Raw genomic sequence first — 25,944 nt, 5'->3', positions numbered from 1 at the left:
CAGCAACGCCCTGACCCAAAGCATCAACGTCTACCGTGGCAAACAAAGCCGCATCCAATGGGAACAAGTCGCCAAAGCCGCCGCCATCAGCAGCATTCTCAACCTCGCCGCCAGCAGCGGCGGTAACCGCGACACCAGCACCAACAGCTTTGACAACGGCAGCATGGCCAACGCCATGGGCCTGACCAACAGCACCAACAGCTTTGACAACGGCAGCATGGCCCGCGCCCTCAACGTCAACCCCAGCGCCAACCAAGCGGGCAGCACCGTGGTTGCCAACAGCTTCCTACAAAACCTTGCCAGCACCACCCTCAACGCCGCCATCAGCCGGCGCGCCCTGCGCGGGCAAGGGCTAGGGGACCCCGACGCCCTCATGCAAAGCGTTGTCTACGGCACCCTGGGCAGCAGCCTGAGCGGCCTGTTTTACGGCGGGCTCGGGCGCAGCCAACCCAACCAGCTCGACCTCGTCAACCCCGAGTCCGACCCCAGCCCCAACCCCTGGATCCGGGTCATGCGTAGTGATGATCAACAAGACGATCTCATTATCAACCGCACAGACGGCAGCATCACCGGCGAATACCAAGCCAGTGGCGGGCTGACTGGCCGTGCGGTAAACGCCGGGCCTGCCGGCTTAGGGCTTAACCCTGGGCGCAGCAACCTCTGATCTGGTACGGTTTTGACGAACACCTGTTTTGAACGAAGTGAGGTAGATTACTAGCCTCAAAACCGCAGTTTTTTGAAGATAGCCAGTGGGATATGTTGAATGATAAGCATAATCCAACGCCAGAACCACGGCGTGTAAATCACATGCCGTCTTTGGCGCACGGCCCGCACAATATCTTGCGCAACCTGCGCCGGGGTTGCCCAGAGCGGCCCACCTTTGCTGAGGTGGGCAGTCATGGGGCTATCGACAAACCCCGGTTTAATATCCAATACCGTGATGCCATGCGCGGCCAAGCGTCCGGTCAGGCCTGATAGGCAGGTTGATACCATGGCTTTGGCGGCACCATACACATAGTTACTGGCGCGCCCACGGTCGCCCGCTACCGAGCTGATAACTGCCAGGGTGCCGTGTTGCTGCGCTTGCAGGCGGTTGGCCAATTCGGTTAACAGTAAGACAATGGCGAGCCCATTGCTGCGCAGGGCCAGCTCAGTTTCGCTGACGCTGGCGGCGCAGGCGGCTTGGTCGGGCAGGGTACCGGCGGCTATCAGAACAATATCGACTTCCCCTAGGTATTGCCAAGCCTCTGCCAAGGCAGGGGCGTGTTGTTCGGTCTGCAGAATATCGAGCACACGACTCGCTACCTCTGCCCCTCGCGCTTGTAGATCTTGGCTGATCGCCTGCAGTTTCTGCGCGTCGCGCGCTAGCAGATGAAAGCGGCAGGGCCCCTCTGTTTGCCAGGCGCGGGCGGTGGCTTCTGCCATCGCACTGGTGGCGCCGATAATCAAAATACGTTGGTGCTTGCTCATTCGTCTCTCGCAAAACAAGTCAATCAAGGTCAATCACGCAGCGGTGCAGCCGTCATAAACCAAAACGCTGGCGCATTCGCGATTGTAGTTTAGGGTCAAGGTAGCGGGAAAAAGTCGCTAACTCGGGATATCCTGCAGCCAGCGCATGGGCGGGTGCGTGGCTGTCTTTCGCCGCATAAATGCGTCCTTTGGCCGCCAAGTTAATCGCATGTAACTGCGCTAAGAGTGTTGCGGTGGCCTGCCCTTGCCAGGGAAAATCGAGCGCCAACGTGGTGCCTGGCATGGGGAAAGAGAGCAGCCCAGGGCTGCGCTGGTTGCCGAAGTTTTTTAACACCGCGAGGAACGAGCCCGTGCCACTGCGGGCAATGGTCGTGAGCATTTCTTGCAGGGCGTCACGGGCATGCTGTGGCGGAATCACACATTGAAATTGCACAAAGCCAGCACGACCATAGAGGCGATTCCAGTGCTGAATCCGATCCAGCGGGTATAACCACTGATACATCGATTGTTGCGTGTGGGCAGGTAGTCCAACCCCTGGCCGGTGGTAATAAAACCAATTAAATGGCCGCAAACTCAGCGAATTAATCAGGGAAACCGGCAATTCACACGGAACTGTACGTTGCCGCAAGGCTGCCGCAGAGGGCGGCAAGACTGCTGGTGGCACCTCGCCGGCGCTGGGTTGATGGTCAGCCACACTAAAAATACCTCGGCCTAGCTGGCGCCCCTGTGCGGCGCAATCAATCCATGCGACGGCGTATTCATGCTGGGGCGTATGCAGGGCGTCGAGCGCAAAAAACCCATCGAGATTGGCAAAACGGTGGTTCTCAATGTTGAGTAGCCCGCTACCACTTGGCCGTAATTGCAACGTTGCCTCAGTAATCGCACCGGTTAGCCCCATGCCGCCGAGGGTTGCGGCAAACCAATCTGCCTGCTCTGTTGGCCCGCACCGAAGCACTTGGCCATCGCTGCGAACCAGCCCTAACTCGCGCACATGTTGACCAAATGTGCCAGCAGTATGGTGGTTTTTACCATGCACATCATTAGCGATTGCGCCGCCCACTGTGAGTAGTGCGGTGCCGGGGGTGACTGGCAGCATCCAGCCATGCGGCGCAATAATGCGCTGGAGTGCCGCCAGTGTTATCCCGCTTTCGACTTGCACGACCCCATTGCGACGATCGAAATGCAATACGCGGTCGCAGTGGGTTGTTTGGATGAAATGGCCATCCGGGTTGAGCACTTCATCCCCATAGCTGCGTAAGTTTCCCACTACCAAATGGCTCGGCGCAGGGCGCTGCAAGGCGGCCCCCAGTTGGTGGCTAAAGGTGGGCTGCTGGCATAGTGTGATGGGCTCAGCAACGCCCCCCCAGGCGCGCAAGCGGGCTTGAGTGGCTTTCATCGGGAAGGTGCCGCCGCTGGCACAGGCGGGGTTGGCAAGGGCCACAACAGCGCCAAGACACCCAACAGAACCGCAAACCACAGGGTTCCCAGGCGAATCAAGAGCGTCGCGGATACTGCTGTCGCGAGGGGCACGGTAACTTCCTTGAAGCTTTGCAGCAAGAAAATCATGGTCGCTTCATTGCCCCCCAAGCCACCGGGCAGAAAACTTACTGAGCCAGCCAGCATGGCAAAGGCATAGACAAACGCCGCCCGCGTATCGGGCAAGGGCACTGCCAGCGCATGCAAGAGCCAAGCAAAAGCCCAGGCTTCGGCACCCCAGGCAATCACGCCCAGCAATAGACCACTCAGGAAGGGCACGGGCCGCAAGCAATAATGCAGTGCCTGCAACATGCCCAAGCCTTTGGCGAGGAAAGCAAAGCCTGCGCCGGGCCGCGCCAGACAACGTGCGTGCAAGCGCGCCAATAAGCTGGCTTGAGCGCAAAATAAAACTACACCGAGCGCCACCACAAAACAGCTGCCAATCAGCCACTGACCGGCGGGGTAGAGCCGCAGCCCGAGGCCGCATAACAGCAGAATCGCCAATAAATCTAGTAAACGCTCGGCAAAGAAAGCCGCCACACTCTGGGTTTTGGGCACGCCCCACGGCGCCAGCCAGACGCTACGGGCCAATTCTCCGGCTTTACCAGGGGTGGTTGTCAGCGCAAAGCCGGCCAGATAAATGCGGGTATTAACGCGCCAAGGTACCACAGGCTGGTCGGGTTGGCGCAATAGCCGCAAGTACCAGTGCCAGCGCCAGGCGCGTAAGCCGTAGTTGACCAGCGATAACCCCAGCATGCCGAGTAGCACCCCCCAGCCTGCCCGTTGAATGGCGGCCAGCACCTCGCGGTACCCCGAGCTTAAGGCCAGAGCGAGATAGCCGAGCGCCCCGAGTGCGATAGACCAAGCCAGCGCGCGCCCTGCTTTGCCACTCAGAAAAGGGGTGTTAAACATGAATTTTTCCAATCAGTATTAGCAGCAGCGTGACGTAACCAGCGCCACACAACAGCAAAGGCCGATCTGTAAACAGATCTTTACTGGGGTTTTCTCCTTTGCCGCCGGTATGCAAAATCAACAAATAGCGAAACAGTGCAAACAACACGAAAGGCAGAGTCGCAATCAGATAGGGGCTGCCATGCAGGGCAATGGTGCTGGAGTCCAATGTGTAGAGGCCATAACTGAGTACCGTTGAGGTGGCCGTAATCGCCAGAAAACTATCTAGCAAGGGGGTGCTATAAGCGGCCAACACTTTACGTCGGGCCGGTTGTTGGTCAGCTGCGAGGTGGTGGGTGTGATCGGCATGATCGACCCACTCGGCGCGTCGTTTTGCAAACCCTAGAAACAAGGTAAAGAACATCCCCGTCAACAACAGCCAGCCCGACGGCGGAATGCCGATGGCCCAGGTACCCGCCAAAATCCGCAACATAAACCCAGCCGCAATACAAAACACATCCAGTACTGCGATATGTTTCAAGCGCCAGGAATAACTGAGATTAAGCAGAAGATACGCCGCAACCACGCCCAATACCCGCTCACCTGCCTGCCAGGCAAACGCGCTGCCTACCGATAAACAGCCGAGTGCCAGTAGCAAGCCGAGGGTGGGTGAAACCGCCCCGCTCGCGAGGGGGCGGTGACGCTTGCGCGGGTGCTGGCGGTCGGCCTCGCGATCCAGGTAATCATTCAAGACATAAATAGCGGAGGCCACCAGACAGAAGGCCACCAGCGCCAGCCCCGTGCGCATCACTAGTTGGCTGTCCAGCAGCTTATTACCAAAGACCAAGCCCGCCAGAATAAAAGCATTTTTCGTCCATTGGTGGGGCCTGAGTAAGCGCAGCCAGGCGGGATAAATCATGGTGCATCCTCATGACAGGCCGGCAACCTAAGTGCGGCCAGGGTTTGCGGTGGGGGCGGTTGGTTGCCGACCACCGGTTAAATTGTTGTGTGTTGGGTATGAAGTTTACCTTGGTAATAGGCGATATCGGCCATTGCCAGCATTTCCCGATCCCCGCGTGTATCACCATAGGCATAGAGCAGATATGGGGCCTTGCCATGGCTATTGGCCACACCAAACTGTTGGGCCAGATACCCTGATAGGCGCCGGGCTTTCTCTGGCCCATAACAATTTCCTGTCACAAAGTGTCCGTGCCAATGCCCGCTATCGGTATGGGCAAGCTGGCTACTGAGGCAGGCGGCAAAACCTTGTTGTTGAGCCCAAGGGGCTAGATAAACATCGAGCGACGCAGAAACTAAGACCAGGTGGTGGCCTGCTGCGCGATGCCAAGCCAAGCGTTCACGCATGGCGGGCCGCAACCAATGATCCAGCTGGGGCACGAACGCTGCCCCGCGCTCACGCAGAGCAGCGGGCGAGAGCGCATGAAAGGCGTGTTTCAACAATTGCGCTTTGGCGCGGCTGTTGCTGTCACGGCCCAAGCGTAACTGCCAGGCCAGTAAATAAGGGCTGGCCAAAAAAAATGCTCGCAGCAATTGTCCGGTGCTGCAACAGTGGCGCAAAAAGTGCCACAGACTATCGCGATCAATCAGCGTGCCGTCAAAATCAAAGGCAGCGACGGTCACAGAGGCATCCTGCAACGAGGGCGCGGTGGCCAGGGTGTGCTTGGTCGAGCGTGGCGGGGAAATCATGGTAATGGGGTAGGGTGTTTGAGATAGTGGGACCAAGCGCGGGCAAATTGCCCGCCATCGGTACTCAAGTCGGTATTGCCAGGATTGGCGCGGCTAAAGATCACGGCGAGCGCACCGACATTGACCAGCGCCTGCGGGTGGGCAAAAAAGTAGGCCAGTCGATTGTCGCGCCAGCGGCCCGTTTTCCCGCCAGGCTCAGGGGCCGGCTGCCCCATCGGCGTTTGCCACCAGATCAGTGGTAGGCCCAGTTGGGTGTGAAATTGTCGGGCGCGTTCCAGATGTTCGGCAAAATGCGGTCGCCGCTGGTTGGCGTCATCCCAGTAACGCGCCTGCGGTGATTCCCGGGTGCAGTAGGGCGCGGCGCGCGCTTCAAAACAACCAGCATCGCCATCCAGCGTCTGCATGCTGACAAAATCGGTATGGGCAGCACCAACGGCATGCATGAAGCGGATCACTCGCGTGGTTGGAAACTCGTCCCAATCGCTGGGGGCAAAGCCCACATAAACCTGGGGCGCCAGTTGGCGAGCCATGCGCAATAAGCAGCTCGCGAAACCGCGCAAATGATCAGGAAGATCGGCACAGGCAGGGTCAATGCTGACTTTAACGACCACGCTGTCCGGGTTGTCATGGCTGGCGAGGCGATGGGCGTAACCCCAGAAGTCGGGTTCGACATGCAGCAGCGCGGGTTTACGGGTACTGGCTAAGCGGCTCAGCAGGGTCCGCAGGCTCTGCCAATAGCGTTGCATGAAAACAGGATCTTGCAGGCCACTGAGATTGCCATCACCACGGGTCGCCATTTGATACAGCGTGACCATTGGCACCGCCTGAAAGCGCTGAGCCAATTGGCTGACCTGAATGGCGTATTGCCCCGGAGGGCTGACCCAATCGAGCCAGGTTTGCTTACCTTCACCCGGAACATGGTTGAAATAACGATCAAGCAAATCAATCTGCGCAATGCGCTGCCGCTGTAATTCGGTGGCCTCGGCACCCGTGCCTAAGCCAATTAACAGCCGGGGTGGCAAACCCAAGGCCTGCGCGAGTTGTCGTGGTCGCTGTGCAATCGGGGTTGCGCCATACAAGGAATGCGAGAAAAGCGGTGCGGGGTCTGCGCGGGTTTCGCTAACCTGGGTGGGCCGGGGGGCAGCCCCCCCCGTTTCTTGTCGGCTGCCACAGGCGGCCAGCGCTAGGCAGAGGAGTGCGCCGCCAAGCCGGGATAGCCCGATTTTGGGTAGATCATGACCGCTGCGTAGCCGCGGTAGCCATAAGCGCGCAATCAGGCGAGACATGGTGTGCTGCTTATTGTCGGTAGGTTATGGGGCCGCCCGTAACGTCGCGAGAATGCGCGCACAGGCTTGACCATCGCCAAAGGGGTTGACGGCGCGGGCCATCGCTTCATAGGCTTGTGGGTCATCCAGAAGCTTGCTGGCAGCGCTAACAATTTGTGAACGCACTGCGCCGACCAGTTGGGCGGTGCCCGCTGCTACTGCCTCGGGTCGTTCGGTAGAGTCGCGCAATACCAAAACCGGTTTGCCGAGCGACGGGGCTTCTTCTTGAACGCCACCAGAATCCGTCAAAATCAGTTTGGCCTGATGCATGGCTAGGACGAAATTGGGATAGTCGAGTGGCTCAACCAATGTCACGCGGGGGTGAGCACCCAGCATGGGCATGACGGTAGCCCGCACCGCTGGACTCAGATGGACTGGAAATAGCGCATGCAGGGTGGGGTAGCGTGTCAACAGGTCTAACACCGCGCCACAAATTTCTGCCATCGGGGGACCTTGGTTTTCGCGGCGATGTGCCGTGATCAGCAAGGTATCGGGCGCAGACTGATCGGCTGCAGCAGGGGCTTGGCGTTGCAGGGTGAGAAACAGGGCATCAATCGCGGTGTTACCGGTAACGACAATCTGCTCGGCGGCAATACCCTCGCGTAAGAGGTTGTCGCGGGCTGCCGGGGTGGGGGCAAAATGCCAATCGCTGAGCCGACTGGTCAAGCAGCGATTGATCTCTTCGGGAAAGGGCAGGTAGCGCTCTCCAGTACGTAAACCGGCCTCCACATGGGCAACCGGGATGCGATGATAAAACGCGGCTAAAGCACCCGCAAAGGTGGTGGTGGTATCGCCTTGAACAACCACCCAATCGGGCTGGTGCTGAGCCATCGCGTCATACAGGCCGCGCAAACTGGCGGTAGTGATGTGTACCAGATCTTGATTGGGTTGCATGATGTTGAGATCAATGTCAGCGACCAGACCAAAGACGGCCATGACTTGATCCAGCATTTCTTTATGCTGGCTGGTGCGCACCACGCAAACGTCAAAATGTTCTGGTTGTGCCCGTGCAGCCAGAATCAGGGGGGCCAACTTAATCGCTTCAGGTCGGGTACCAATGACTACCATCAGTTTGCATTTGGCCATGTCGATCCGCTTTCTTAATAACGTTTGCCTGTCAGGAGGGCGCGCAAGACCAGTGCCAGAAACTGGCTATTGGTAACCAGATAGCGCATAAACAGGCGGCGCGGTTCTTGAATCAGGCGATAAAACCATTCCATGCCAATTCTTTGCACCCAGCCCGGGGCCCGTTGTCGCAATCCGGCCAGCACATCAAAACTACCACCCACGCCAATTGCGACAGTCGCGCCAAGATTTTCCCATTGCTGTTCGATAAACTGCTCTTGCCGTGGAACGCCCATGCCCACCAGTAAAATTTTGGCCCCGCTGGCCTTGATGGCGGCCGCGCGTTGCGGGGCAGCATCGGCTTGAAAATAGCCATCCGCAGCATCAACCACCAACCCAGGATAGCTGTGGCGTAAGCGTTCGGCCACGGTTTGGATGACAGCGTTACTCGCGCCCAATAAGTAGAGGCCTATTTTTTCTTCGGCAGCGCGGGCACACAACGCATCAATCAGATCAACGCCGGTAACGCGTTCCGGTAAGCGGGCACCGAACACGGGGGCAAACCACACCAGTGGCTGACCATCCGCAACGATCAGCCGCGCCTGCGCCACAAAGCGTTGCAGAGGCGCGCTGCTGCGCATCATCATCAGAATGGCCACGTTTACCGTACACAACCAGCCACGTTGGCCGGCTTGGATATCAGCAAAAATCTGGGTAACCGTAGCCGGTAGGGTCAGGGGGTCAAACTCGCTGTTGAGAATGCGCACCCGGGGCGGCTTGGTGATAGTCGCAAGTGTCATACGGACCAACGCTGGCGTAACAACATGGCATCAATAAAAAACTTGGCGGGCCAGTTGGGATAACTGAGCGGCGCATAGCGGCCCCAAATCGGCATGGAACCGCGAATAGCACCGCGAATATTCAAATTGGCGGTGTGAATATCTTGGGTGCTCATCACGTAATCTAAGGCACGAATCACGGCCTCGCGATAGCGCGTTTCACCGGTGAGGTCATAAAGTTTGGCCCAGGAAATGGCAAACTGACAGTTACCGGTGACGCAGCAATAGGTCGCCGCCGCCTTGCCATCAATACTGATTTGCCCAGGTAGGAAACCGTTTGCTTGTAAGTGGGGTAACACGGCATCGGCACAGCGCTTGGCGCTGTCGAGATAACGCTCTTCCTTGAGCAGCAGGCCAGACTCCAGCAAGCCGCGTGTGGCATAGGCAATCGTGTGGGTGAATGGCGCTTGTCCTTTGACAAAGGCACAGTTATCAAAAAACCCGCTCGACTGCTGTTCCTGAACAGCCCAATCAAGATTGGCGCGTGCAATCCGCTCACGGTCAGCGTTGTAGGCGATCTGATTCATCCGCAATACCGCCCAAGCGGTGCGGGTGTTGTAGACATGCGCGGTATGTAGGTGCTCAAAGCGTGTCCACAGTTGATTTTCATCAGAGACTTGAACTAACCAGCTCGCGGCACGTTCGGCGGCGTGTTTGAAAATGGGGTCGCCGGTCACTTCATGGGCACGCACCAGGCCAAACAGATCTTGGCCGGTATCGAAGACGATGCCATCATCACCATAGCGTGGATTGGCAAAAGAGCCATCGGCGTTTTGTACGCTAACCAGCCAACGCGCGATTCGTACCGCCCGGCTGAAGTAGTCGTCATTATTGCGCAGACGGGCCAAATCAAAAAAGGTCGTACAGATATACCCTGAGGTTTCACGATAGGATGGCCGCCACCCGCCGCGGACGGAGTAACCATAGCTGACGCCATCGTCAGCGCCATGTTCTTGTCGATCATGTGCGTGCTTGAGCCAAGCCTCGGCAGCGGCGAGGTGTGCGGCAGGGCTACTGACTGTTGGGCGGATGCCGAGGGCATCTTTTAGTGCTAACTGGGCAAACGTAACGTAGTGGGCAAACAAGCCATTCTCCCAAGCAAATAAAGGTTATCGGTAAATTAGGGGCGATTCATGAGCGGCGGCCCAGCACGCCCTGCCGTGACTGGGCAGAGCGGGGCAATGGTAGCGTTGCGGCGGCTGCCAAAACATTGATGCCGCGGCCGGCGTGCATTTTAATCAATCCGTGCCCACGAAACAGCATATTGGTGACACAAACACTCGAATAAATAAATAAGGAAGAGTTAATCAGCATGCCCCGGAATAAATTGCTCTCTGTGTAATTGGAGATCGCGAGCACAATAAAAATTGCTAAATGAAACGCCGCGACAACCTGATTGATCGCAAACAGTCGAACGATATGGCTCAAATGTAAGAGCAGCGCGGCAATTAAAATAGCCAGACCGATATAACCCAGCTCGTTAATGGTGTCTAAATACCCATTGTGCGATTGATAGGGAATCCAATATAGCTCATCGATAATATATTGCGACGGGCTTCCCGGTCCCATCCAGAATGCGCCATAGCCCAAACCCATAATCGGGTGACGCTTGACTTCCTCGCCGACTAACTGCCAGATAACGGTTCGTTGGCTGAGGTCGGTGCCTTTGCCAAAGATGCTTGCCAACGGACCGACCACTTCGCTCCAGTTGGGTAAGCGCGATTCGACCGAGAAAAATAAAACCAACACCACGCTAATCACCGTGGTCAACAGTAAAAATACGCGCAGCTTCCAAAATGAAGAGGAAAGGTGGCGCGCCCGGAATAGATGGAAAACGCCGGAGGCGAGTAGTGACACGCTGATGCTGGTTGAGCTGTGCGCCAGCAGTAAACAAAAGGTGCTTAAGCCCAACCCCGCTAACATCCGACGCAGCGGGATCCCTTCAATGTAGTAGCGCGCCTGCCAGAAAATAAAGCAAAACGCAGCGACGGCACCCAAGCCATTTTTCTGTTCAAACACACCACGCCAGTGTCCTGAGGTGTTGTCTTCACGCGCAATATCGGGGGCGACGACAATCAGAATTAGCGACAAGATGAGCAACAGCGACAGGGTATTGGTGACGTACTTGAGAAAGTTTTGCAAGGGGTGTTGTACCAGGCACATCGACAGGCCCATAAAGATCACCCCGCCAGCCTGAATCGTTCGTTTGATGGTGGTTACTGGCGAGGGTGACCAGAGGGCACTGGCGAAGGCCCAGATAACCAGTAGCAACAGCGCCACATTAACTTGGCGCAGGTCGTAAAAAGTCCGCTCAAAGCGTTTAAAAAACAACACAAACCCGAGCAGCAGAATACCCCCGAGTTGAATCTGACCGTTCACTGAGCCGGCAGAAAAATCAGCGGTTTTGGGGTCGACCTCCAGCGCGCGCGGCAAAATCGCCAGCATGGCAAAGGCAATGATCAAGATTTTGCCCCAGCGTTCGGTAAACGCATCGGTGTGTGGCGGGACAAGCGGGGCCCGCGGGGGGGCAGAGACAGAAGCCATAGATAGGTAGAAAAGCGTGAAGTTAGGATGCTAGCCGAAAACCCGAGCCGAATAAAGCCAATCAGTCTCCGGCAAACCACCTAAGCGGGTAAGCGATGTGGCAAAATCAAGCCATGCTAACGTTTTGGCTTCCCTTCCACTTGCGCCGATTCACCGTGACCTCAGTTTGGCAAGTCCTCACTGTCGGTTGCTGTTGGCTGTCACCGCCTGCATTGGCAGCGGAAATCGCTGTGCAATTGGTGACGCAATGGCAGGCGGACAGTAATCCATTGCGCTTTCCAAATGACAATACCGCACAACAAGCCACGGGCAGTGCGCGTAAACAAGACACGATTCTGGCAAACGATCTCCGGCTTGGCCTGGTGGTGCCGGTGTTGTCAGAGCGCACCCGTCTTTTGGTCAGCAGTAACCTGGGCGATCGTCGCTACGACTATTTTTCACAATTAACGCACCAGCCTAAAAATCTGGATGTGGCTTTTGAGTGGGCGGTCGGGCCCGTGGTGAGTGGCCGCTTGATCCAAGTCTATGAGCAACGTTTGTTCGATTATTTGAGCGGTGGCTTAACCCAGCGTGATCAAGGCACGCTTAACAAACAAATCGCCGAATTCAGCTTGCAGCTCACGCCCGATTTAGCGTTGACCAGCACGTTGGAGAGCGGGCGCTTTAACTATGACTTGCCAGTGAACCTGCTTTATAACCGCGAAGACAGCGGCCGACAACTGAGCTTACGGTATCGACCCGGCGGGAGTGGTGGCAGAGGCTCTTATCTCAGTCTGGGCTGGCGCGAGGCCAGTTCGCGTTTCCCGAATCGTGACGCGCTTCAGGTGAGTAGCCTTGATACCGGCTATACCGAGAATGAATGGTTTGTCGAAGCAGAATGGGCCTACAGCGTTAAAACGCGGAGCAATCTGCGGGCAGGGTTAACGCAGCGAGACTACGATACCCTCCGTAGCCAAAATACCAACTTACTGTCGTTGCTGTGGCAGAACGTTTATGAGTATTCACCCAAAACTCGCTTTGATTGGCAGCTCTATAATCGCCCGTTTTCTATCGTGTCCAGCGATACGCTTTACTTGACCGCACGCGGCATGCGGCTTGATGTGGATTGGCGGGCGACGGCGAAAACTCGTTTGGGCGCCTTTGTTGGACAAGAGCGAATTACCTTTCACAACGCCCCTAATGCCCCGGCTACACTGGGCGGGCGTTACGAGGATGCCACCCGTTTCGGTTTGCGGGCGGGCTATGAATTAACCCGTGGCGTACGGTTATCTACCGATCTATGGCGCGAACGCCGCCAACGTTTCCCAGACCAAGCCGATATAGAGCAAACCATCATTCGCTTCGGGTTAGCCTATACCTATGAAAATATCAGCGGCGCTGCCCAGCGCAGCGGGATGACCCGCTACACCCAGGACTATGCTCGTTAAACGCCTGTCTTCCTCTATTTCTTGGCGGGCCAGTCGTTGGTTGGCCCGGCATACAGCACAGCATTGGTTGCCTTTGGCCACCACAGCCCCTGTCGTTAGCTTTAGTTTCGACGATGCGCCCGCCAGCGCCTGCACAACCGGCGCCGCTCTTTTGGAGGCTCAGCAAGCCAGAGGCACTTTTTATATTTGTGGTGGATTAACCAATCAACACGAACAAGGCCGCCCTTGCCATAGCCTGCCACAACTGGCGGCGCTTGCTCATGCGGGACATGAGATTGCCTGCCATACCTATCAGCATTTGAATTGCGCACGGGCAAGCCAGCAGGTAATACAGGCAGATTGGGAAGCAAACGAACAGTTTTTTAAGGCACATGGTCTCGCACCCAGCAGTGGGGGCTTTGCCTATCCATACGGCGCTTACTCTTGGGCCAGTAAACGGGCTGCGCAGAGCCAGTTTAGCTATGCCCGCAGCACGATTGGCGGCGCTATGCATGGGCGTGCCGATCGCTATCTCCTGTCGGCGCAAGCGATGTATGACACTATCCCCCTCGCGTCATTGTTAGCGTTACTAGAACAGACAGCGGCGCAGCGCGGCTGGTTGATTTTTTATACCCATGAAATCGAGCCGGCGCCTGGCCCTTGGGGTAGCTCACCGGCCCGCTTAGTGCGCCTGTTGACTGCCGCGCAGAGCTTGGGTTGTCACGTTTTGCCCGTGCAAGCGGCGATCGATTATTTTGATGCAGGGGCCCCCTGATAATGATTATTCGCCACCCGCAAACCCTGCTTGCCGCCAGGCTTCATAGACGCAGACCGCAACAGCATTGGATAAATTTAAACTTCGATTGTTGGGGCGCATGGGTAAGCGGATTCGTTGCTCAAGGGGGAAGCGATTGCGGAGTTCTGGCGACAGCCCGCGGGTTTCTGCACCAAAAATAAACCAGTCTCCAGGTAAAAATGACACGGTTTGTATCAACCGTGAGCCATGCGTGGTGAGTGCAAATAGTCGCTCCATAGGGGGCTGTACGAGGCGGATAAACTCGTCCCAACTTGCATGGACTTGCATATGAGCATACTCATGGTAATCCAATCCAGCGCGCCGCATTTTTGCATCATCTAACGGAAAACCAAGCGGCTCAATCAAGTGTAACTGTGCGCCTGTGTTCGCACATAAACGAATGATATTGCCCGTATTCGGGGGAATTTCAGGCTCAACCAAGACGACATTAAACATAACCATATCCCAAGCATTAAGTCTCTATTTTAAGGGTTCGATCAAGGGCGATTAGTGGCGCAGTGATTTTTCGCTATGCCTGTAGCGCAGTGCGAGCAGCGACCAAACCATAAATATGCAAGGCACCTGCGGCCTGCAAGGCTTTCGCAGCAAAATGTAGGGTCATACCACTCGTCATCACATCGTCAATCAAGATAATCGACTGACCAAAGAGTAAAGGTTGATGGATTGCGGGCACGTTAAACGCATGCCGCAGATTCTGTAGACGCGCTTGGCGATTCAGACTCGACTGCGGCGGCAGATCTTGCTGCCGTACTAACCAGTTTGACTGAATCGGCGGTAATGCGATGCCGCGAGACGACGCATACTGATGCAGCGCTTTAGCTAACACGTAAGCTTGATTAAATCCCCGTCGCGCTAAACCTTGCTGGCTAAGTGGGATTGGCACTAGCGCGGCTGTGGTTTGCAGTGCTTGTATTGTTGCGCCATGCTCACTGTCATTATCGGCGATCAGTCTATTTAGGATGGCCCTGGCAAAGAACGGTGCGCCCGCAAGATGACCTTGAAACTTCAGGGCATGCAACAGCCGATCAAAAGGGGCTTCATACGCGACACCTGCATAGGTACGGTGGAAGGCCGGAGGATGCTGGGAACAGCGCACACAGGGACTGTTTGGTCGCGCACCTGCCGCGCTGGGGCTGGCGCAAACGGGACAGCGATTGGGCTGTTGGGGCAGCAAATTTGCGCAGGCCATACAGCAACCCTGCGTTGGCAATAGTGGCCTGAGTTGCTGGCATAGCGGACAAGGTGCCCCCAGGGTTCGGGCTATGGTTAGCGGGGACTGCGAAAGATTCAATAAATGAGAAAACAGCCGCATAAGAGATTGAAAGACATTTTTCCGAAGAGGAGATAACGCTAACCTAAATACACTTAGTTGACCAGACTGTATGAATTGTCACCACCCTCTGCCGCTGTTTCCTCGTCCTTTGACAGATTCAGGGCTTGTCGTCGGAGGGGGGTTAAGCATGACAACTCGAAAATCAGACATACAATGCCTGTTTTGAGACCAATAGGCACAGGTTGATGAGATGACCGCACGCAACTTAATTGATCCGGCGCGGGTTAAACGTTGGTTTGATCGGGCCGCGTTGAACGAACGGCGCCACGCGGGTGTGGCGGAGATTATCGACGAAATCCGTCAGCGCCTATTTGAACGTTTAGCCTATATTCGCCTCCAGCCAGCGTCAATCGTCGATGCCGGTTGTGCGCAAGGTGCTGCCTACCCATTACTACAAAGCCGCTATCCAAAGGCCCACATTTGTGGCATTGATTTTTCTACTCAGCAGATAGATCGTGCCCAGCAGCAATGGGCCCAGCCCCGCAATGGCTGGCAGGCGATCCAGGGCCAATGGCAACAATGGCTTGCTGGCAAGCGGCCTATCCCGCGGCATGGGGAATTTCTCTGCGCGGATATGCAGCACCTACCCCAGTCAGCGCAGAGCACGGATTTGCTCTGGAGTCATGCCGCGCTGCAGTGGGTAGATAATCCCCCTGCAGTTTTTGCGGAGTGGCAGCGGATACTGCGGGTAGACGGATTGCTCATGTTCTCAAGCTTTGGCCCAGACACATTGATTGAATTGCGCCAAGCTCTGGCGCGAGTGTGGCCAGCCGCTTCGCCACGAACCCAAACGCTTAGCTTTGTTGATATGCACGATTTAGGCGATATGCTGGTGAATGCCGGTTTTGCGACACCGGTCGTGGACATGGAAAAAATAACCCTAACCTATGGCAGTCCAGTCGACTTATTGGCTGATGTTCGGCTATTTGGCCCGAATCCGTTGCATACCCGCGCACGCGGCTTGTTGGGCCGGCGGTCATATCAACAGCTCTTGCAAGCATTAGAAACCCAGCGCGGAGCCGACGGCCGACTCTCCCTAACGCTGGAGGTAATCTATGGCCATGCTTGGAAGGCCGCGCCCAAGACCATCGCCGATGGCCGCGCTGTGGTCACGTTTCGCCCGCGTGCAGCGGGTTAGGGAATCTGCGCGGCCACAGTCGGCTGCTCAGAGGTGCCTTAGTCTCGCTAGGCTATGCTGGAATTGCATAGGGTTTTGCGCAGAAAACCCCCAGCTTGTTTGACCGGCATAGGCAAAAAATCGTATAATCGAAAAGTTTCGGGTCGGCAGAATCTGTGCCAACTTGTAACAACAAGAATAAATGTGCTACCAAACAGAGTCAGAGAGTGAGTGTTTGCCTGGTGGGGCGAGCTGTCTCGGCGTTGGTGGCCTTGGAAGCTGGGATACTGGCCTTGCCTGGCCAGTATCTAATGTTTCCGATTGTCCCTGGCGGAGATGCTGTGCAAGTCATTGGCCGTTTGTTGATTGTTCAGCTGCTTGTGGCTCTGGTGATTGGGGCAGCAGCGGCAGGCCAAAGCTGGCCAGCAGCGTATTCTGCCTGGCTTGGCGCCTTTAGCTGCTGGTTGCCAAACGTATTGTTCGCTTGGCGCTTGTGGGCACAAAAACGGCGTCAACACACTGTGCTGCAATCGGGTGTGCTGTTAGCGGCGCCCGCACCCAGTTCGGGCGTACATTTTTTCTTGGGCGAGTTGATTAAACTTGCCGCCACTGTTCTGCTGTTGTTTGCAAGCGTACGTCTTTTCCCGGCAATGGTCTGGTGGGCGTTTTTTGCAGGCATCGTCGTAGTGTTAAAAAGTTATCTGCTGCTTTTGGTTTGGCGTTAAGTCGATACCTGGAGCGGCGTCAAATAAACGTTTTTGAATACGGGTCTTTACCATGTCGGCAACTGAGCATGTCTCCGCTGGCGCAGCCCATGCGCCAACCGCATCAGAATACATCGTCCACCATTTGGGCCATTTCAATAGTGCTGGTCATCCACAAAAGGCCATTGTCGATTTCTCAATCCTGAATTACGACACCATTTTCTATTCTCTTTTGATGGGTGTGTTGGGGTTATTCTTTTTTTACAAGGCGGCGCGCAAAGCTACGCCTGGCGTTCCGGGTCGTTTGCAGGCTTTGGTTGAAATTGTGGTGGAGATGGTTGAAGAGCAATCGAAGGGGATTGTGCATGGCAACCGTAAGTTCATTGCACCCTTGGCTTTGACGGTCTTTGTCTGGGTGGTGATGATGAACGCGATGGACTTGTTGCCGCTGGATTTCTTGCCGCGTGTCGCTGCCTGGGTCGGGGAAACCTTCTTTGGTGCTGATCCCCATCATGTTTACCAGCGTGTGGTGCCTACTGCGGATCTGAATGGTACGCTTGGGATGGCCTTAGGCGTATTTGCGCTGATGATTTTCTATAGTTTCAAGATTAAGGGCGTGGGCGGCTTCATTCACGAACTTTTTACCGCTCCCTTTGGTCCTATGTTGGCCCCTTTCAATCTCTTGTTAAACATCATCGAATTCTTGGCCAAGACCGTTTCCTTGGGGATGCGATTGTTTGGCAACATGTTTGCCGGCGAATTGATTTTTATGTTGATCGCGCTCCTGGGGGCGTCTGCCACTGCATTTGGCTTTATTGGGCACGTGATTGCCGGTTCGATTTGGGCCATCTTCCACATCTTGATCGTGTTGCTGCAAGCGTTCATTTTCATGATGTTGACGTTGGTGTATATCGGCCAAGCGCACGACCACCACTGATTCCAGTTCGCTAGGCAAGGGATAGCTTTGTTGGCTGCGCAAATTCATACTCGCTGCACTTGCGCAATCTGCGTGTGAATTTGCTAGCCGCCTCGCTCTGCCTTCCCTAGCTTGCTGGAATCGAAATAGTAGTTTTTTAGTAGTTTTATTTTTTGTTCATCGAAGTTTAGTAAACCTAAGGAGTTGATAAATGACTAATGTAGCTCTCGTTGCTTTGGCTTGTGGTTTGATTATTGGTCTGGGCGCGATCGGTGCTTGTATCGGTATCGCGATCATGGGCGGTAAATACCTGGAAGCTTCCGCACGCCAACCAGAATTGATGAACACCCTGCAAACTAAAATGTTCTTGCTGGCTGGCCTGATTGACGCTGCGTTCCTGATCGGTGTTGGTATCGCCATGTTGTTTGCATTTGCTAACCCCTTCGTTGGTTAATCTCCCTCTGCATCGACATGAATTGGGGTGAGTTGCCAGCTTTGCGAGCGCAATTCACTAAGTGCAGAAACAAGGAGAAAGCATGAATTTAAATGCAACGTTATTTGCCCAGTTCGTGGTTTTCTTTGTGTTGGCGTGGTTCACCATGAAATTTGTGTGGCCCCCGCTGATTCAAGCGCTTGATGAGCGTGCGAAGAAAATTGCGGATGGTTTGGCAGCCGCTGAGTTGGGTAGCAGAAGCCTGGAAGAAGCGAACAAGCGCATCAGCGCCTTGGAAGCGGAAACCCGTGGCAAAGCCCAGCAACTGTTGGCAGAAACTGAAAAGCGTGCCGCAACGATCATTGAAGAAGCCAAGCAAGCTGCAAAAGCTGAAGGCGATCGTTTGTTAGCTGCTGCAAAAGCCGATATTGAGCAAGAAGCGCAACGTGCTAAAGACGCACTGCGTGCTCAAGTCGCAGCTTTGGCTGTGGCAGGTGCTGAGCAGATCCTCAAAAAAGAGGTGAATGCCGGTGTCCACGCTGATTTGTTGAACCAGCTCAAAGCCCAACTGTAAGGCGAGCATCATGGCTGAATTGTCCACCATTGCTCGTCCTTATGCTGAGGCATTATTTCGTGTTGCGAAAGACGGTAACTTAGCGCAAACCGCGCAAGCCCTTTCTGGTTTGGCTGCCCTGGCGGCGCAACCTGAAGTGCTCGCCTTGATTGGTAACCCCAATCTCAGTAGCGCTCAATTATTGGATGTTTTCGGCGCATTGGCTAACAAGCAAGTCGGCGCATTAGACGCTAGCCTGAATAACTTTATTCAAGTGCTGGTAGAAAATGACCGCTTGGCGCTCTTGCCCCAGATTGCGAGCCAGTTCATTGAATTGCGCCATGCGCATGAAGGAACGGCAGAAGCACAGATTACCAGTGCGTATCCAATCGAAGGCGCGCAACTGACAGATTTGCTGAGCGCGCTTGAGAAAAAGTTTGGCGTGAAGTTGCAAGCGCAGGTTGTGGTTGACCCTTCTCTGATTGGTGGGGTGCGGGTATTGGTGGGTGATCGTGAATTAGACGCCTCCGTCCGTGCGCGACTGAATCAGATGGCGACCGTGCTGACGGCCTAAAGCCCGAAGTCAAGCAGGGGTGCCGAGTGGGCCCTAATGCCGCGACGTAACACGAAGATGAAATATGAACGCTGCCTTGAGTGGCAGCGAATTTAAAAATAGGAGTTTTTATGCAACTGAACCCCTCTGAGATCAGCGAACTGATCAAGAGCCGCATCCAGGGCTTGGGTACCGCTGCTGATGTCCGTAACCAAGGCACCGTGGTGTCGGTTACTGATGGTATCTGCCGCGTGCATGGGCTGTCTGGTGTGATGCAAGGCGAAATGCTGGAATTCCCCAATAACACCTTTGGTCTGGCGCTGAACTTGGAGCGTGATTCCGTTGGTGCGGTTATTTTGGGTGAATATGAACACATTTCCGAAGGTGATGTGGTCAAGTGTACTGGCCGTATTTTGGACGTGCCCGTTGGCCCCGAATTGATTGGTCGCGTGGTGAACACATTGGGTCAGCCGATTGACGGCAAAGGCCCCATCAACGCCAAAATGACCGACGTGATTGAGAAAGTGGCTCCTGGCGTGATTGCACGTCAGTCCGTTTCTCAGCCCGTACAAACTGGTTTGAAAGCGATTGACTCCATGGTGCCGGTTGGCCGTGGTCAGCGCGAGTTGATCATTGGTGACCGCCAAACAGGTAAAACAGCCGTTGCGGTGGATGCCATCATCAACCAAAAAGGCCAAAACATGATTTGTATCTACGTGGCGGTTGGTCAGAAAGCATCGACCATTGCTAACGTAGTGCGCAAGCTCGAAGAAACCGGCGCAATGGCCTACACCATCGTGGTGGCCGCGTCTGCTTCTGAGTCTGCCGCCATGCAATACCTGGCACCTTACGCCGGTTGTACCATGGGTGAATACTTCCGCGATCGTGGCCAAGACGCCCTGATCGTGTATGACGATTTGACCAAGCAAGCTTGGGCTTACCGTCAGATCTCCTTGTTGCTGCGCCGTCCTCCTGGTCGTGAAGCGTATCCTGGCGATGTGTTCTATCTGCACTCACGCCTGTTAGAGCGCGCGGCTCGTGTGAACCCCGAGTATGTTGAAAAACTCACGAACGGTGAAGTTAAAGGCAAAACCGGTTCATTGACCGCCCTGCCGATTATTGAAACACAAGCCGGTGACGTGTCTGCATTCGTACCGACCAACGTGATTTCGATTACAGACGGCCAGATCTTCTTGGAAACTGATTTGTTCAACGCCGGTATTCGTCCTGCGATTAACGCCGGTATTTCCGTATCCCGCGTGGGCGGTGCCGCTCAGACCAAAATCATGAAGCGTAAAGATACTGGCGCTGGTGTGCGTTTGGCCTTGGCGCAGTATCGTGAATTGGCGGCGTTTGCGCAGTTCGCTTCTGATTTGGATGATGCGACTCGTAAGCAGTTGGAGCGTGGCCGCTTGGTAACCGAGTTGATGAAACAGCCACAATACCAACCCCTGCAAGTTTGGGAAATGGCATTGACCCTGTTTGCCGTGAACAATGGCTACTTCGACAACGTAGACGTGAAAAACGCCTTGGCTGCTGAAAAGGCCCTGCGTGAATTCATCAAGCTGAAATACGCTGCCTTAGCGGGCCGTATGGATGCGAATCTGAGCGACGAAGACGAAAAAGCCTTGCACGAAGCCGTGAAAGATTTCAAAAAGTCTGGTGCTTATTAATCATCGGACAGGAGACTGGCTATGGCCGGAATGAAAGAAATCAGAACGAAGATCAAGAGCGTACAAAATACGCGCAAGATCACCAAGGCAATGGAAATGGTGGCCGCTTCCAAAATGCGTAAAGCGCAGGAGCGGATGCGGGCTGCCCGTCCTTATGCTGAGAAAGTTCGCGCGATTGCAGGTAACTTGGCCAAAGCCAATCCGGAATACGTACCGGCTTACTTGGCCAAGCGTGCTGAAGTCAAGCATGCTGCTGTTATCCTCGTCACCACAGACAAGGGCTTATGCGGTGGTTTAAACACCAACGCTTTGCGGGTAGCGACCAATCTGTTCAAGCAATTAGAACAGCAAGGCGCCCAAGTCAGTGTGACGGCGATTGGTAACAAAGGCCTCGGCTTCTGCAACCGTATTGGCGTGAAGGTGGATTCTTCCGTCACGCAATTGGGCGACATCCCTCATCTCGACAAATTGATCGGTGCGATCAAGGTGCAGTTAGATGCGTTTGTCAAGGGCGAGATTGATGCCCTGTATGTGGTGTACAGCCGCTTCATTAACACAATGAAGCAAGAGCCACAAGCGCTGCAACTGTTACCGTTAACTGCAGAAAAACTGGAAAGCGATAGCGCCCATAGCTGGGACTACGTGTACGAACCCAGTGCCCCTGTGGTGATTGATGAATTGCTGACCCGTTACATTGAAGCGCTGGTTTACCAGGCGGTGGCTGAAAATATGGCCTCCGAACAATCCGCGCGGATGGTGGCGATGAAGTCGGCCTCCGATAATGCGAAGAACGTGATTGGCGAGCTGCAGCTGGTTTACAACAAAACCCGTCAAGCCGCGATTACGAAAGAGTTGTCCGAGATTGTAGGTGGCGCAGCGGCAGTATAACGCCACTGACGTGATTCTCAGTTTGAACGCAGCTGTTTAAACGCAAATTGCAAGCAGTTTCAAAATTTTATTGAGGAAATGACTATGAGTAACGGAACCATAGTTCAGTGTATTGGCCCAGTGGTTGACATTCAGTTCCCACGTGAAGCCATGCCTAAAGTCTATGAAGCACTGGTGTTGGAAGACAGCGGCGAAGCTAGCTTTGCTGAAAAAGGCTTGACCTTTGAAGTACAGCAACAGCTCGGCGATGGTATCGTGCGTACGATTGCCCTGGGTTCAAGCGACGGCCTGCGCCGTGGCATGAGCGTAAAAGGCACAGGTACAGGTATTGAAGTGCCCGTGGGTAACGCTACTCTGGGCCGCATTATGGACGTATTAGGCCGCCCCATTGACGAAGCTGGCCCGATTGCGACCGACGAGCGTCGTGCGATTCACCAGAAAGCCCCCGCTTTTGACGAACTGTCTCCCTCCGTTGATTTGCTCCCCACCGGGATTAAAGTGATTGACTTGATCTGCCCGTTTGCAAAAGGTGGCAAGATTGGTCTGTTCGGTGGTGCGGGTGTAGGTAAGACCGTGAACATGATGGAACTCATCAACAACATCGCGAAATCCTACGGCGGTTATTCCGTATTCGCGGGTGTGGGTGAGCGGACCCGTGAAGGTAACGACTTCTACCACGAGATGGAAGAGTCCAAAGTGTTGGACAAAGTATCCATGGTGTTCGGTCAGATGAACGAACCCCCAGGCAACCGTCTGCGCGTCGCGTTGACTGGTTTGACCATGGCGGAAAAATTCCGTGACGAAGGCCGTGACATTCTATTCTTCGTGGACAACATCTACCGTTATACCTTGGCCGGTACAGAAGTATCCGCGTTGTTAGGCCGTATGCCTTCAGCGGTGGGTTACCAGCCAACACTGGCGGAAGAAATGGGCCGCCTGCAAGAGCGGATTACGTCTACTAAAACGGGTTCGATTACGTCGATTCAGGCCGTGTACGTCCCTGCCGATGACTTGACCGATCCCTCTCCAGCGACCACCTTCTTGCACTTGGATGCAACCGTGGTGTTGAGCCGTGACATTGCTGCGTTGGGTATTTACCCTGCGGTGGATCCACTGGATTCAACCAGCCGTCAGCTTGACCCCCAAGTGGTGGGTGAAGAGCACTACAATGTGGCCCGCAGAGTGCAGTCCACCCTGCAGCGCTACAAAGAATTGCGCGACATTATCGCGATTCTGGGTATGGACGAACTGTCTCCTGAAGACAAACTGGCTGTGGCTCGTGCTCGTAAGATTCAGCGCTTCTTGTCACAACCGTTTAACGTGGCTGAAGTGTTTACCGGCTCACCCGGTAAGATCGTGCCGTTGTCAGAAACCATCCGTGGCTTCAAGATGATTGTGGATGGCGAGCTGGATAGCCTGCCAGAACAAGCGTTCTACATGGTTGGTACGATTGACGAAGCGATCGAAAAAGCCAAAACATTGCAGTAAGACTGGCCCATACCTGCTACGCAATCCAATCTTGAGCCTGCGATGCTCGCCGTACTAAAGTACGGTTGCGCTTCTTAACTCAACCTTGGATTGCTCGCCACGGTTCTGGCGCACAGTCTAATAAAGTGCGCACGTAAACTTTTTTACGCAACGCCTTGTCTGTTTGAAGGAATGTGATGAATACAATTCACGTTGATGTAGTCAGTGCAGAAGAGTCCATCTTCTCCGGCGCGGCCAAGTTCGTGGCTCTGCCCGGTGAGTCCGGTGAACTCGGCATTCTGCCGCGCCACACCCCGCTCATCACTCGCATCAAACCCGGTGCAGTTCGGATTGAGCTGGAAAATGGCGGTGAAGAACTGGTATTTGTACAAGGCGGGATTCTTGAGGTGCAGCCCAATGCGGTGACGGTCTTGGCCGACACCGCGATTCGCGGCAAAGATCTCGACGAAGCGAAAGCCTTGGAAGCGAAGAAACGTGCGGAAGAAGCTTTAGCCAGCAATAAGGGCGAAATCAACTACGCATCGGCGCAAGCAGAACTCGCTGCTGCTGCTGCCCAGTTGGCGGCGATCCGCAAGCTACGTAGCCGGCATTAAATACAGTTCAGTTAGAACAACCGCAGTACAATAAAGGCAATGCAAGTTTCTTGCATTGCCTTTCGTTTTAAGCACCCCATGAACTCACCGATCTCTCTTGCTGACTGGCTCGTTTTACTCTTGTGGCTCGCGCAGTGGGTGGGTTACGTCTATTGGGCTGAACGCAGCGCCAATCATCGCTCCAGCTTGATCGGCAGCATCCATCCCCTTCGTCATTTGTGGATGAAAAATTCTTTGCAACGTGAAAACCGCATTGCCGATGCCGCGCTGGTTGGTAATCTCATGCAGAGTTCGACTTTCTTTTCCTCCACCACGTTACTGATTTTAGGTGGCCTTGTGGCGTTGCTCGGCACGGCAGAAAAAGGCGTGAGCGTCGTCTCCAGCATACCTTTTGCGGTACGGCCCACCTACGAAGCCGTTGAGTTTAAAACGGTGGTCATGCTGTTTGTCTTTGTGCATGCCTTCATCCGTTTTACGTGGTCATTGCGCCAATTTAACGTGGTGTGTATTGTGGTGGGGGCGCTCCCGACCAAAGCCACTGAGCAACGCAGCGGGGCTACGGCCGCATTGGTTGAAACCGGCACACGCCTGAGTGAAATTGCCGGTGGCCATTTCACGCAGGGGCTGCGTTCTTATTACTACTCTGTGCCCATCCTGCTGTGGTACGTGAATGCCTGGCTCTTTGCCGCTGCGAGTCTGACGATTACGCTCGCCATTTATTACATGGAATTTCGCTCCGCCACGGTCGCTGCCCTGGCGTTGCATGAAAATGAAATGAACCGGGCGGATGCCCTTGTGAAAACAGAAGAATAGACTAATGACCCAATTTGCCCCCCTTCAAAACGATACCTTTTTGCGCGCACTCTTGCGCCAGCCTGTGCCCTATACCCCCCAGTGGCTCATGCGCCAGGCCGGGCGCTATCTGCCCGAGTATTGCGCCACACGCAAACAAGCCGGAAGCTTTTTGAACCTCTGTAAAAATCCTGAACTGGCGTGTGAAGTGACCTTGCAACCGCTACGTCGCTATCCCTTAGATGCCGCGATTCTGTTTTCGGATATTTTGACCGTGCCCGATGCAATGGGCCTCGGCCTATATTTCGCCGAAGGCGAGGGCCCGAAGTTTGACCGCCCTTTGCGGACGGAAGCTGATGTGGCGCAGCTACGGGCTCCCGACGTTCACAGCACCCTAGGCTATGTTTTTGATGCTGTTACCACGATACGCCATGCCTTGGGCGGAAAAGTTCCCTTGATTGGCTTTTCTGGGAGCCCATGGACACTCGCTTGCTACATGGTGGAAGGCGGCGGTTCCGATGACTTTCGCACCATTAAAACCATGCTGTACCAGCGCCCAGATTTGCTCAAGAGAATTATTGAGGTGAATGTCCAAGCTGTGGCGGATTATCTCAATGCGCAAATCGCTGCAGGCGCACAAGCTGTGATGGTATTTGATACCTGGGGTGGGGTACTGGCGGATGGGCTCTATCAAACCTATTCGCTCAATCCCATGCGTGAGGTGCTGTCACGCTTAACCCGCGAAGTCGATGGCCAAGTAATTCCACGGATCGTTTTCACCAAAGGCGGCGGTATTTGGCTAGAGGAAATCGCGAAAATTGGCACAGACGGCGTTGGCCTTGATTGGACAGTAAACCTCCAGAACGCCCGCCAGCGGACGCAAGATCAAGTCGCACTGCAAGGCAATATGGACCCATTCAGTTTATTTGGTACCCCTGCAGCCGTGGAACAAGAAGCTAAACGCGTGCTGGAGGGCTATGGGCAGCACACACAACATTCTGGCCATGTGTTCAATTTGGGGCATGGGATCAACCAATTTACCCCCCCAGAAAATGTCGCTGTGCTGGCAGAAACTGTCCGAAATTACAGTAGGAAATTTCATACCAACGTCAATTTGTGAGTACCTGCTAACGCTGAAATCAGCGATCAAATTGCGTGTAGATTAAGTCAAGACACTGTGTAAAAAAAGCCGCAGGGCTTGACTTATTCACAAAAGCGAGGGTGCAGGCGCAACATGACAAACAGATGAAGTTCGCGCAGATTAGATTGCAAATGATCTCTAAGTGATTGATTTCACAGGGAATTTTATCTGTACAAATAATAGGCTAAATGAGGTCGAGGCAGTAAAATCAAGGCTTATA

General features: G+C 54.7%; 27 protein-coding genes. 15 read left to right on the top strand and 12 right to left on the bottom strand.

Features of this window, described 5'->3' with window-relative positions:
• Positions 1-664 (top strand): hypothetical protein (locus tag DU000_RS12770; protein ID WP_158529704.1); only part of this gene is annotated, 664 nt, incomplete at its 5' end.
• A gap of 56 nt (positions 665-720) precedes the next feature.
• Here DU000_RS12770 and DU000_RS12045 read toward each other — a convergent pair.
• The 10 genes from DU000_RS12045 to DU000_RS12000 all read right to left on the bottom strand — a co-directional run bounded on the left by DU000_RS12045 (position 721) and on the right by DU000_RS12000 (position 11,317).
• The gene (locus tag DU000_RS12045) at positions 721-1,470 is read right to left on the bottom strand and encodes an SDR family oxidoreductase (RefSeq protein WP_114403651.1); all 750 of its coding nucleotides are present in this window, start codon (positions 1,468-1,470) and stop codon (positions 721-723) included.
• A gap of 52 nt (positions 1,471-1,522) precedes the next feature.
• A complete protein-coding gene (locus tag DU000_RS12040; RefSeq protein WP_147267022.1) occupies positions 1,523-2,911 on the bottom strand; it encodes an FAD-binding oxidoreductase in 1,389 nt (462 codons plus the stop codon).
• Positions 2,863-3,858, bottom strand: a complete 996-nt coding sequence (locus DU000_RS12035; protein WP_114403649.1) for a lysylphosphatidylglycerol synthase transmembrane domain-containing protein — start codon at positions 3,856-3,858, stop codon at positions 2,863-2,865. The genes DU000_RS12040 and DU000_RS12035 overlap by 49 nt, the downstream gene beginning before the upstream one ends.
• Complete coding sequence (locus DU000_RS12030; RefSeq protein ID WP_114403648.1) at positions 3,851-4,756, bottom strand: decaprenyl-phosphate phosphoribosyltransferase; 906 nt, start codon at positions 4,754-4,756, stop codon at positions 3,851-3,853. The genes DU000_RS12035 and DU000_RS12030 overlap by 8 nt, the downstream gene beginning before the upstream one ends.
• Before the next feature lie 77 nt (positions 4,757-4,833).
• Complete coding sequence (locus tag DU000_RS12025; RefSeq protein ID WP_114403647.1) at positions 4,834-5,544, bottom strand: HAD-IB family hydrolase; 711 nt, start codon at positions 5,542-5,544, stop codon at positions 4,834-4,836.
• The gene (locus tag DU000_RS12020; protein WP_114403646.1) at positions 5,541-6,830 is read right to left on the bottom strand and encodes a hypothetical protein; all 1,290 of its coding nucleotides are present in this window, start codon (positions 6,828-6,830) and stop codon (positions 5,541-5,543) included. The genes DU000_RS12025 and DU000_RS12020 overlap by 4 nt, the downstream gene beginning before the upstream one ends.
• A gap of 24 nt (positions 6,831-6,854) precedes the next feature.
• A complete protein-coding gene (gene wecB, locus DU000_RS12015; RefSeq protein WP_114403645.1) occupies positions 6,855-7,955 on the bottom strand; it encodes a non-hydrolyzing UDP-N-acetylglucosamine 2-epimerase in 1,101 nt (366 codons plus the stop codon).
• A gap of 14 nt (positions 7,956-7,969) precedes the next feature.
• Complete coding sequence (locus DU000_RS12010) at positions 7,970-8,734, bottom strand: WecB/TagA/CpsF family glycosyltransferase (protein ID WP_114403644.1); 765 nt, start codon at positions 8,732-8,734, stop codon at positions 7,970-7,972.
• Positions 8,731-9,858, bottom strand: coding sequence for a prenyltransferase/squalene oxidase repeat-containing protein (locus tag DU000_RS12005; RefSeq protein ID WP_114403643.1), 1,128 nt, complete (start codon positions 9,856-9,858; stop codon positions 8,731-8,733). The genes DU000_RS12010 and DU000_RS12005 overlap by 4 nt, the downstream gene beginning before the upstream one ends.
• 46 nt (positions 9,859-9,904) lie before the next feature.
• Positions 9,905-11,317, bottom strand: coding sequence for an O-antigen ligase family protein (locus DU000_RS12000; protein WP_114403642.1), 1,413 nt, complete (start codon positions 11,315-11,317; stop codon positions 9,905-9,907).
• A 113-nt stretch (positions 11,318-11,430) separates the two neighbouring features.
• Between DU000_RS12000 and DU000_RS11995 the strand changes: the two genes are divergently transcribed.
• Both DU000_RS11995 and DU000_RS11990 read left to right on the top strand, forming a co-directional pair.
• Positions 11,431-12,744, top strand: a complete 1,314-nt coding sequence (locus tag DU000_RS11995) for a hypothetical protein (protein WP_205074064.1) — start codon at positions 11,431-11,433, stop codon at positions 12,742-12,744.
• Entirely contained in the window at positions 12,734-13,498 is a 765-nt protein-coding gene (locus DU000_RS11990; RefSeq protein ID WP_114403640.1) for a polysaccharide deacetylase family protein, read from the top strand. Before DU000_RS11995 ends, DU000_RS11990 begins: the two co-directional genes overlap by 11 nt.
• Before the next feature lie 6 nt (positions 13,499-13,504).
• Here DU000_RS11990 and trmL read toward each other — a convergent pair whose 3' ends face one another.
• Complete coding sequence (gene trmL, locus DU000_RS11985) at positions 13,505-13,975, bottom strand: tRNA (uridine(34)/cytosine(34)/5-carboxymethylaminomethyluridine(34)-2'-O)-methyltransferase TrmL (RefSeq protein WP_114403639.1); 471 nt, start codon at positions 13,973-13,975, stop codon at positions 13,505-13,507.
• A 73-nt stretch (positions 13,976-14,048) separates the two neighbouring features.
• Positions 14,049-14,729 carry a ComF family protein gene (locus tag DU000_RS11980; RefSeq protein ID WP_114403638.1) on the bottom strand — a complete coding sequence of 227 codons (681 nt, stop codon included), beginning with the start codon at positions 14,727-14,729 and terminating at the stop codon, positions 14,049-14,051.
• A gap of 334 nt (positions 14,730-15,063) precedes the next feature.
• On the opposite strand from DU000_RS11980, the gene DU000_RS11975 reads away from it, so the two are divergent.
• The 12 genes from DU000_RS11975 (at position 15,064) to hemE (ending at position 25,703) form a co-directional block, all read left to right on the top strand.
• On the top strand, positions 15,064-16,011 hold the full coding sequence (locus tag DU000_RS11975; protein ID WP_114403637.1) for a methyltransferase domain-containing protein: 948 nt from the start codon (positions 15,064-15,066) through the stop codon (positions 16,009-16,011).
• A 155-nt stretch (positions 16,012-16,166) separates the two neighbouring features.
• Entirely contained in the window at positions 16,167-16,715 is a 549-nt protein-coding gene (locus DU000_RS11970; protein ID WP_147267021.1) for an ATP synthase subunit I, read from the top strand.
• A gap of 52 nt (positions 16,716-16,767) precedes the next feature.
• Complete coding sequence (gene atpB, locus DU000_RS11965) at positions 16,768-17,631, top strand: F0F1 ATP synthase subunit A (protein WP_114403635.1); 864 nt, start codon at positions 16,768-16,770, stop codon at positions 17,629-17,631.
• Positions 17,632-17,821: 190 nt separating this feature from the next.
• Positions 17,822-18,064, top strand: coding sequence for a F0F1 ATP synthase subunit C (atpE, locus tag DU000_RS11960; RefSeq protein ID WP_114403634.1), 243 nt, complete (start codon positions 17,822-17,824; stop codon positions 18,062-18,064).
• An 82-nt stretch (positions 18,065-18,146) separates the two neighbouring features.
• Positions 18,147-18,617: a F0F1 ATP synthase subunit B gene (locus tag DU000_RS11955; RefSeq protein WP_114403633.1), complete on the top strand. Its 471-nt coding sequence runs from the start codon at positions 18,147-18,149 to the stop codon at positions 18,615-18,617.
• A 10-nt stretch (positions 18,618-18,627) separates the two neighbouring features.
• On the top strand, positions 18,628-19,170 hold the full coding sequence (locus DU000_RS11950; RefSeq protein WP_114403632.1) for a F0F1 ATP synthase subunit delta: 543 nt from the start codon (positions 18,628-18,630) through the stop codon (positions 19,168-19,170).
• A gap of 110 nt (positions 19,171-19,280) precedes the next feature.
• Entirely contained in the window at positions 19,281-20,822 is a 1,542-nt protein-coding gene (gene atpA / locus DU000_RS11945; RefSeq protein WP_114403631.1) for a F0F1 ATP synthase subunit alpha, read from the top strand.
• Positions 20,823-20,843: 21 nt separating this feature from the next.
• Positions 20,844-21,710, top strand: coding sequence for a F0F1 ATP synthase subunit gamma (gene atpG, locus DU000_RS11940; protein WP_114403630.1), 867 nt, complete (start codon positions 20,844-20,846; stop codon positions 21,708-21,710).
• An 84-nt stretch (positions 21,711-21,794) separates the two neighbouring features.
• Positions 21,795-23,198, top strand: coding sequence for a F0F1 ATP synthase subunit beta (gene atpD / locus DU000_RS11935; RefSeq protein WP_114403629.1), 1,404 nt, complete (start codon positions 21,795-21,797; stop codon positions 23,196-23,198).
• Between the two features lie 176 nt (positions 23,199-23,374).
• The gene (locus DU000_RS11930; RefSeq protein WP_114403628.1) at positions 23,375-23,791 is read left to right on the top strand and encodes a F0F1 ATP synthase subunit epsilon; all 417 of its coding nucleotides are present in this window, start codon (positions 23,375-23,377) and stop codon (positions 23,789-23,791) included.
• A 78-nt stretch (positions 23,792-23,869) separates the two neighbouring features.
• Positions 23,870-24,604: a DUF599 domain-containing protein gene (locus DU000_RS11925; protein ID WP_158529702.1), complete on the top strand. Its 735-nt coding sequence runs from the start codon at positions 23,870-23,872 to the stop codon at positions 24,602-24,604.
• Positions 24,605-24,608: 4 nt separating this feature from the next.
• Positions 24,609-25,703, top strand: coding sequence for a uroporphyrinogen decarboxylase (gene hemE, locus DU000_RS11920; RefSeq protein WP_114403626.1), 1,095 nt, complete (start codon positions 24,609-24,611; stop codon positions 25,701-25,703).
• Positions 25,704-25,944 lie beyond the last annotated feature (241 nt).

It is taken from the genome of Parvibium lacunae, from assembly GCF_003335215.1.
Taxonomy (GTDB): domain Bacteria; phylum Pseudomonadota; class Gammaproteobacteria; order Burkholderiales; family Burkholderiaceae_D; genus Parvibium; species Parvibium lacunae.
The sequence above is the reverse complement of the archived record's forward strand: the minus strand, read 5'-3'. Positions and strand labels throughout refer to the sequence as shown.

What these genes read in the sequence shown, in the direction of transcription:
- trmL (WP_114403639.1), bottom strand. Translation starts at nt 13,975, where the DNA reads ATGTTTAATGTCGTCTTGGTTGAGCCTGAAATTCCCCCGAATACGGGC.
- DU000_RS11955 (WP_114403633.1), top strand. Translation starts at nt 18,147, where the DNA reads ATGAATTTAAATGCAACGTTATTTGCCCAGTTCGTGGTTTTCTTTGTG.
- DU000_RS12025 (WP_114403647.1), bottom strand. Translation starts at nt 5,544, where the DNA reads ATGATTTCCCCGCCACGCTCGACCAAGCACACCCTGGCCACCGCGCCC.
- DU000_RS11975 (WP_114403637.1), top strand. Translation starts at nt 15,064, where the DNA reads ATGACCGCACGCAACTTAATTGATCCGGCGCGGGTTAAACGTTGGTTT.
- atpG (WP_114403630.1), top strand. Translation starts at nt 20,844, where the DNA reads ATGGCCGGAATGAAAGAAATCAGAACGAAGATCAAGAGCGTACAAAAT.
- hemE (WP_114403626.1), top strand. Translation starts at nt 24,609, where the DNA reads ATGACCCAATTTGCCCCCCTTCAAAACGATACCTTTTTGCGCGCACTC.
- DU000_RS11980 (WP_114403638.1), bottom strand. Translation starts at nt 14,729, where the DNA reads ATGGCCTGCGCAAATTTGCTGCCCCAACAGCCCAATCGCTGTCCCGTT.
- atpB (WP_114403635.1), top strand. Translation starts at nt 16,768, where the DNA reads ATGTCGGCAACTGAGCATGTCTCCGCTGGCGCAGCCCATGCGCCAACC.
- DU000_RS11950 (WP_114403632.1), top strand. Translation starts at nt 18,628, where the DNA reads ATGGCTGAATTGTCCACCATTGCTCGTCCTTATGCTGAGGCATTATTT.
- atpA (WP_114403631.1), top strand. Translation starts at nt 19,281, where the DNA reads ATGCAACTGAACCCCTCTGAGATCAGCGAACTGATCAAGAGCCGCATC.
- DU000_RS11995 (WP_205074064.1), top strand. Translation starts at nt 11,431, where the DNA reads ATGCTAACGTTTTGGCTTCCCTTCCACTTGCGCCGATTCACCGTGACC.
- wecB (WP_114403645.1), bottom strand. Translation starts at nt 7,955, where the DNA reads ATGGCCAAATGCAAACTGATGGTAGTCATTGGTACCCGACCTGAAGCG.
- DU000_RS11930 (WP_114403628.1), top strand. Translation starts at nt 23,375, where the DNA reads ATGAATACAATTCACGTTGATGTAGTCAGTGCAGAAGAGTCCATCTTC.
- DU000_RS11925 (WP_158529702.1), top strand. Translation starts at nt 23,870, where the DNA reads ATGAACTCACCGATCTCTCTTGCTGACTGGCTCGTTTTACTCTTGTGG.
- DU000_RS12035 (WP_114403649.1), bottom strand. Translation starts at nt 3,858, where the DNA reads ATGTTTAACACCCCTTTTCTGAGTGGCAAAGCAGGGCGCGCGCTGGCT.
- DU000_RS12045 (WP_114403651.1), bottom strand. Translation starts at nt 1,470, where the DNA reads ATGAGCAAGCACCAACGTATTTTGATTATCGGCGCCACCAGTGCGATG.
- DU000_RS12030 (WP_114403648.1), bottom strand. Translation starts at nt 4,756, where the DNA reads ATGATTTATCCCGCCTGGCTGCGCTTACTCAGGCCCCACCAATGGACG.
- DU000_RS12000 (WP_114403642.1), bottom strand. Translation starts at nt 11,317, where the DNA reads ATGGCTTCTGTCTCTGCCCCCCCGCGGGCCCCGCTTGTCCCGCCACAC.
- DU000_RS11990 (WP_114403640.1), top strand. Translation starts at nt 12,734, where the DNA reads ATGCTCGTTAAACGCCTGTCTTCCTCTATTTCTTGGCGGGCCAGTCGT.
- atpD (WP_114403629.1), top strand. Translation starts at nt 21,795, where the DNA reads ATGAGTAACGGAACCATAGTTCAGTGTATTGGCCCAGTGGTTGACATT.
- atpE (WP_114403634.1), top strand. Translation starts at nt 17,822, where the DNA reads ATGACTAATGTAGCTCTCGTTGCTTTGGCTTGTGGTTTGATTATTGGT.
- DU000_RS12020 (WP_114403646.1), bottom strand. Translation starts at nt 6,830, where the DNA reads ATGTCTCGCCTGATTGCGCGCTTATGGCTACCGCGGCTACGCAGCGGT.
- DU000_RS12010 (WP_114403644.1), bottom strand. Translation starts at nt 8,734, where the DNA reads ATGACACTTGCGACTATCACCAAGCCGCCCCGGGTGCGCATTCTCAAC.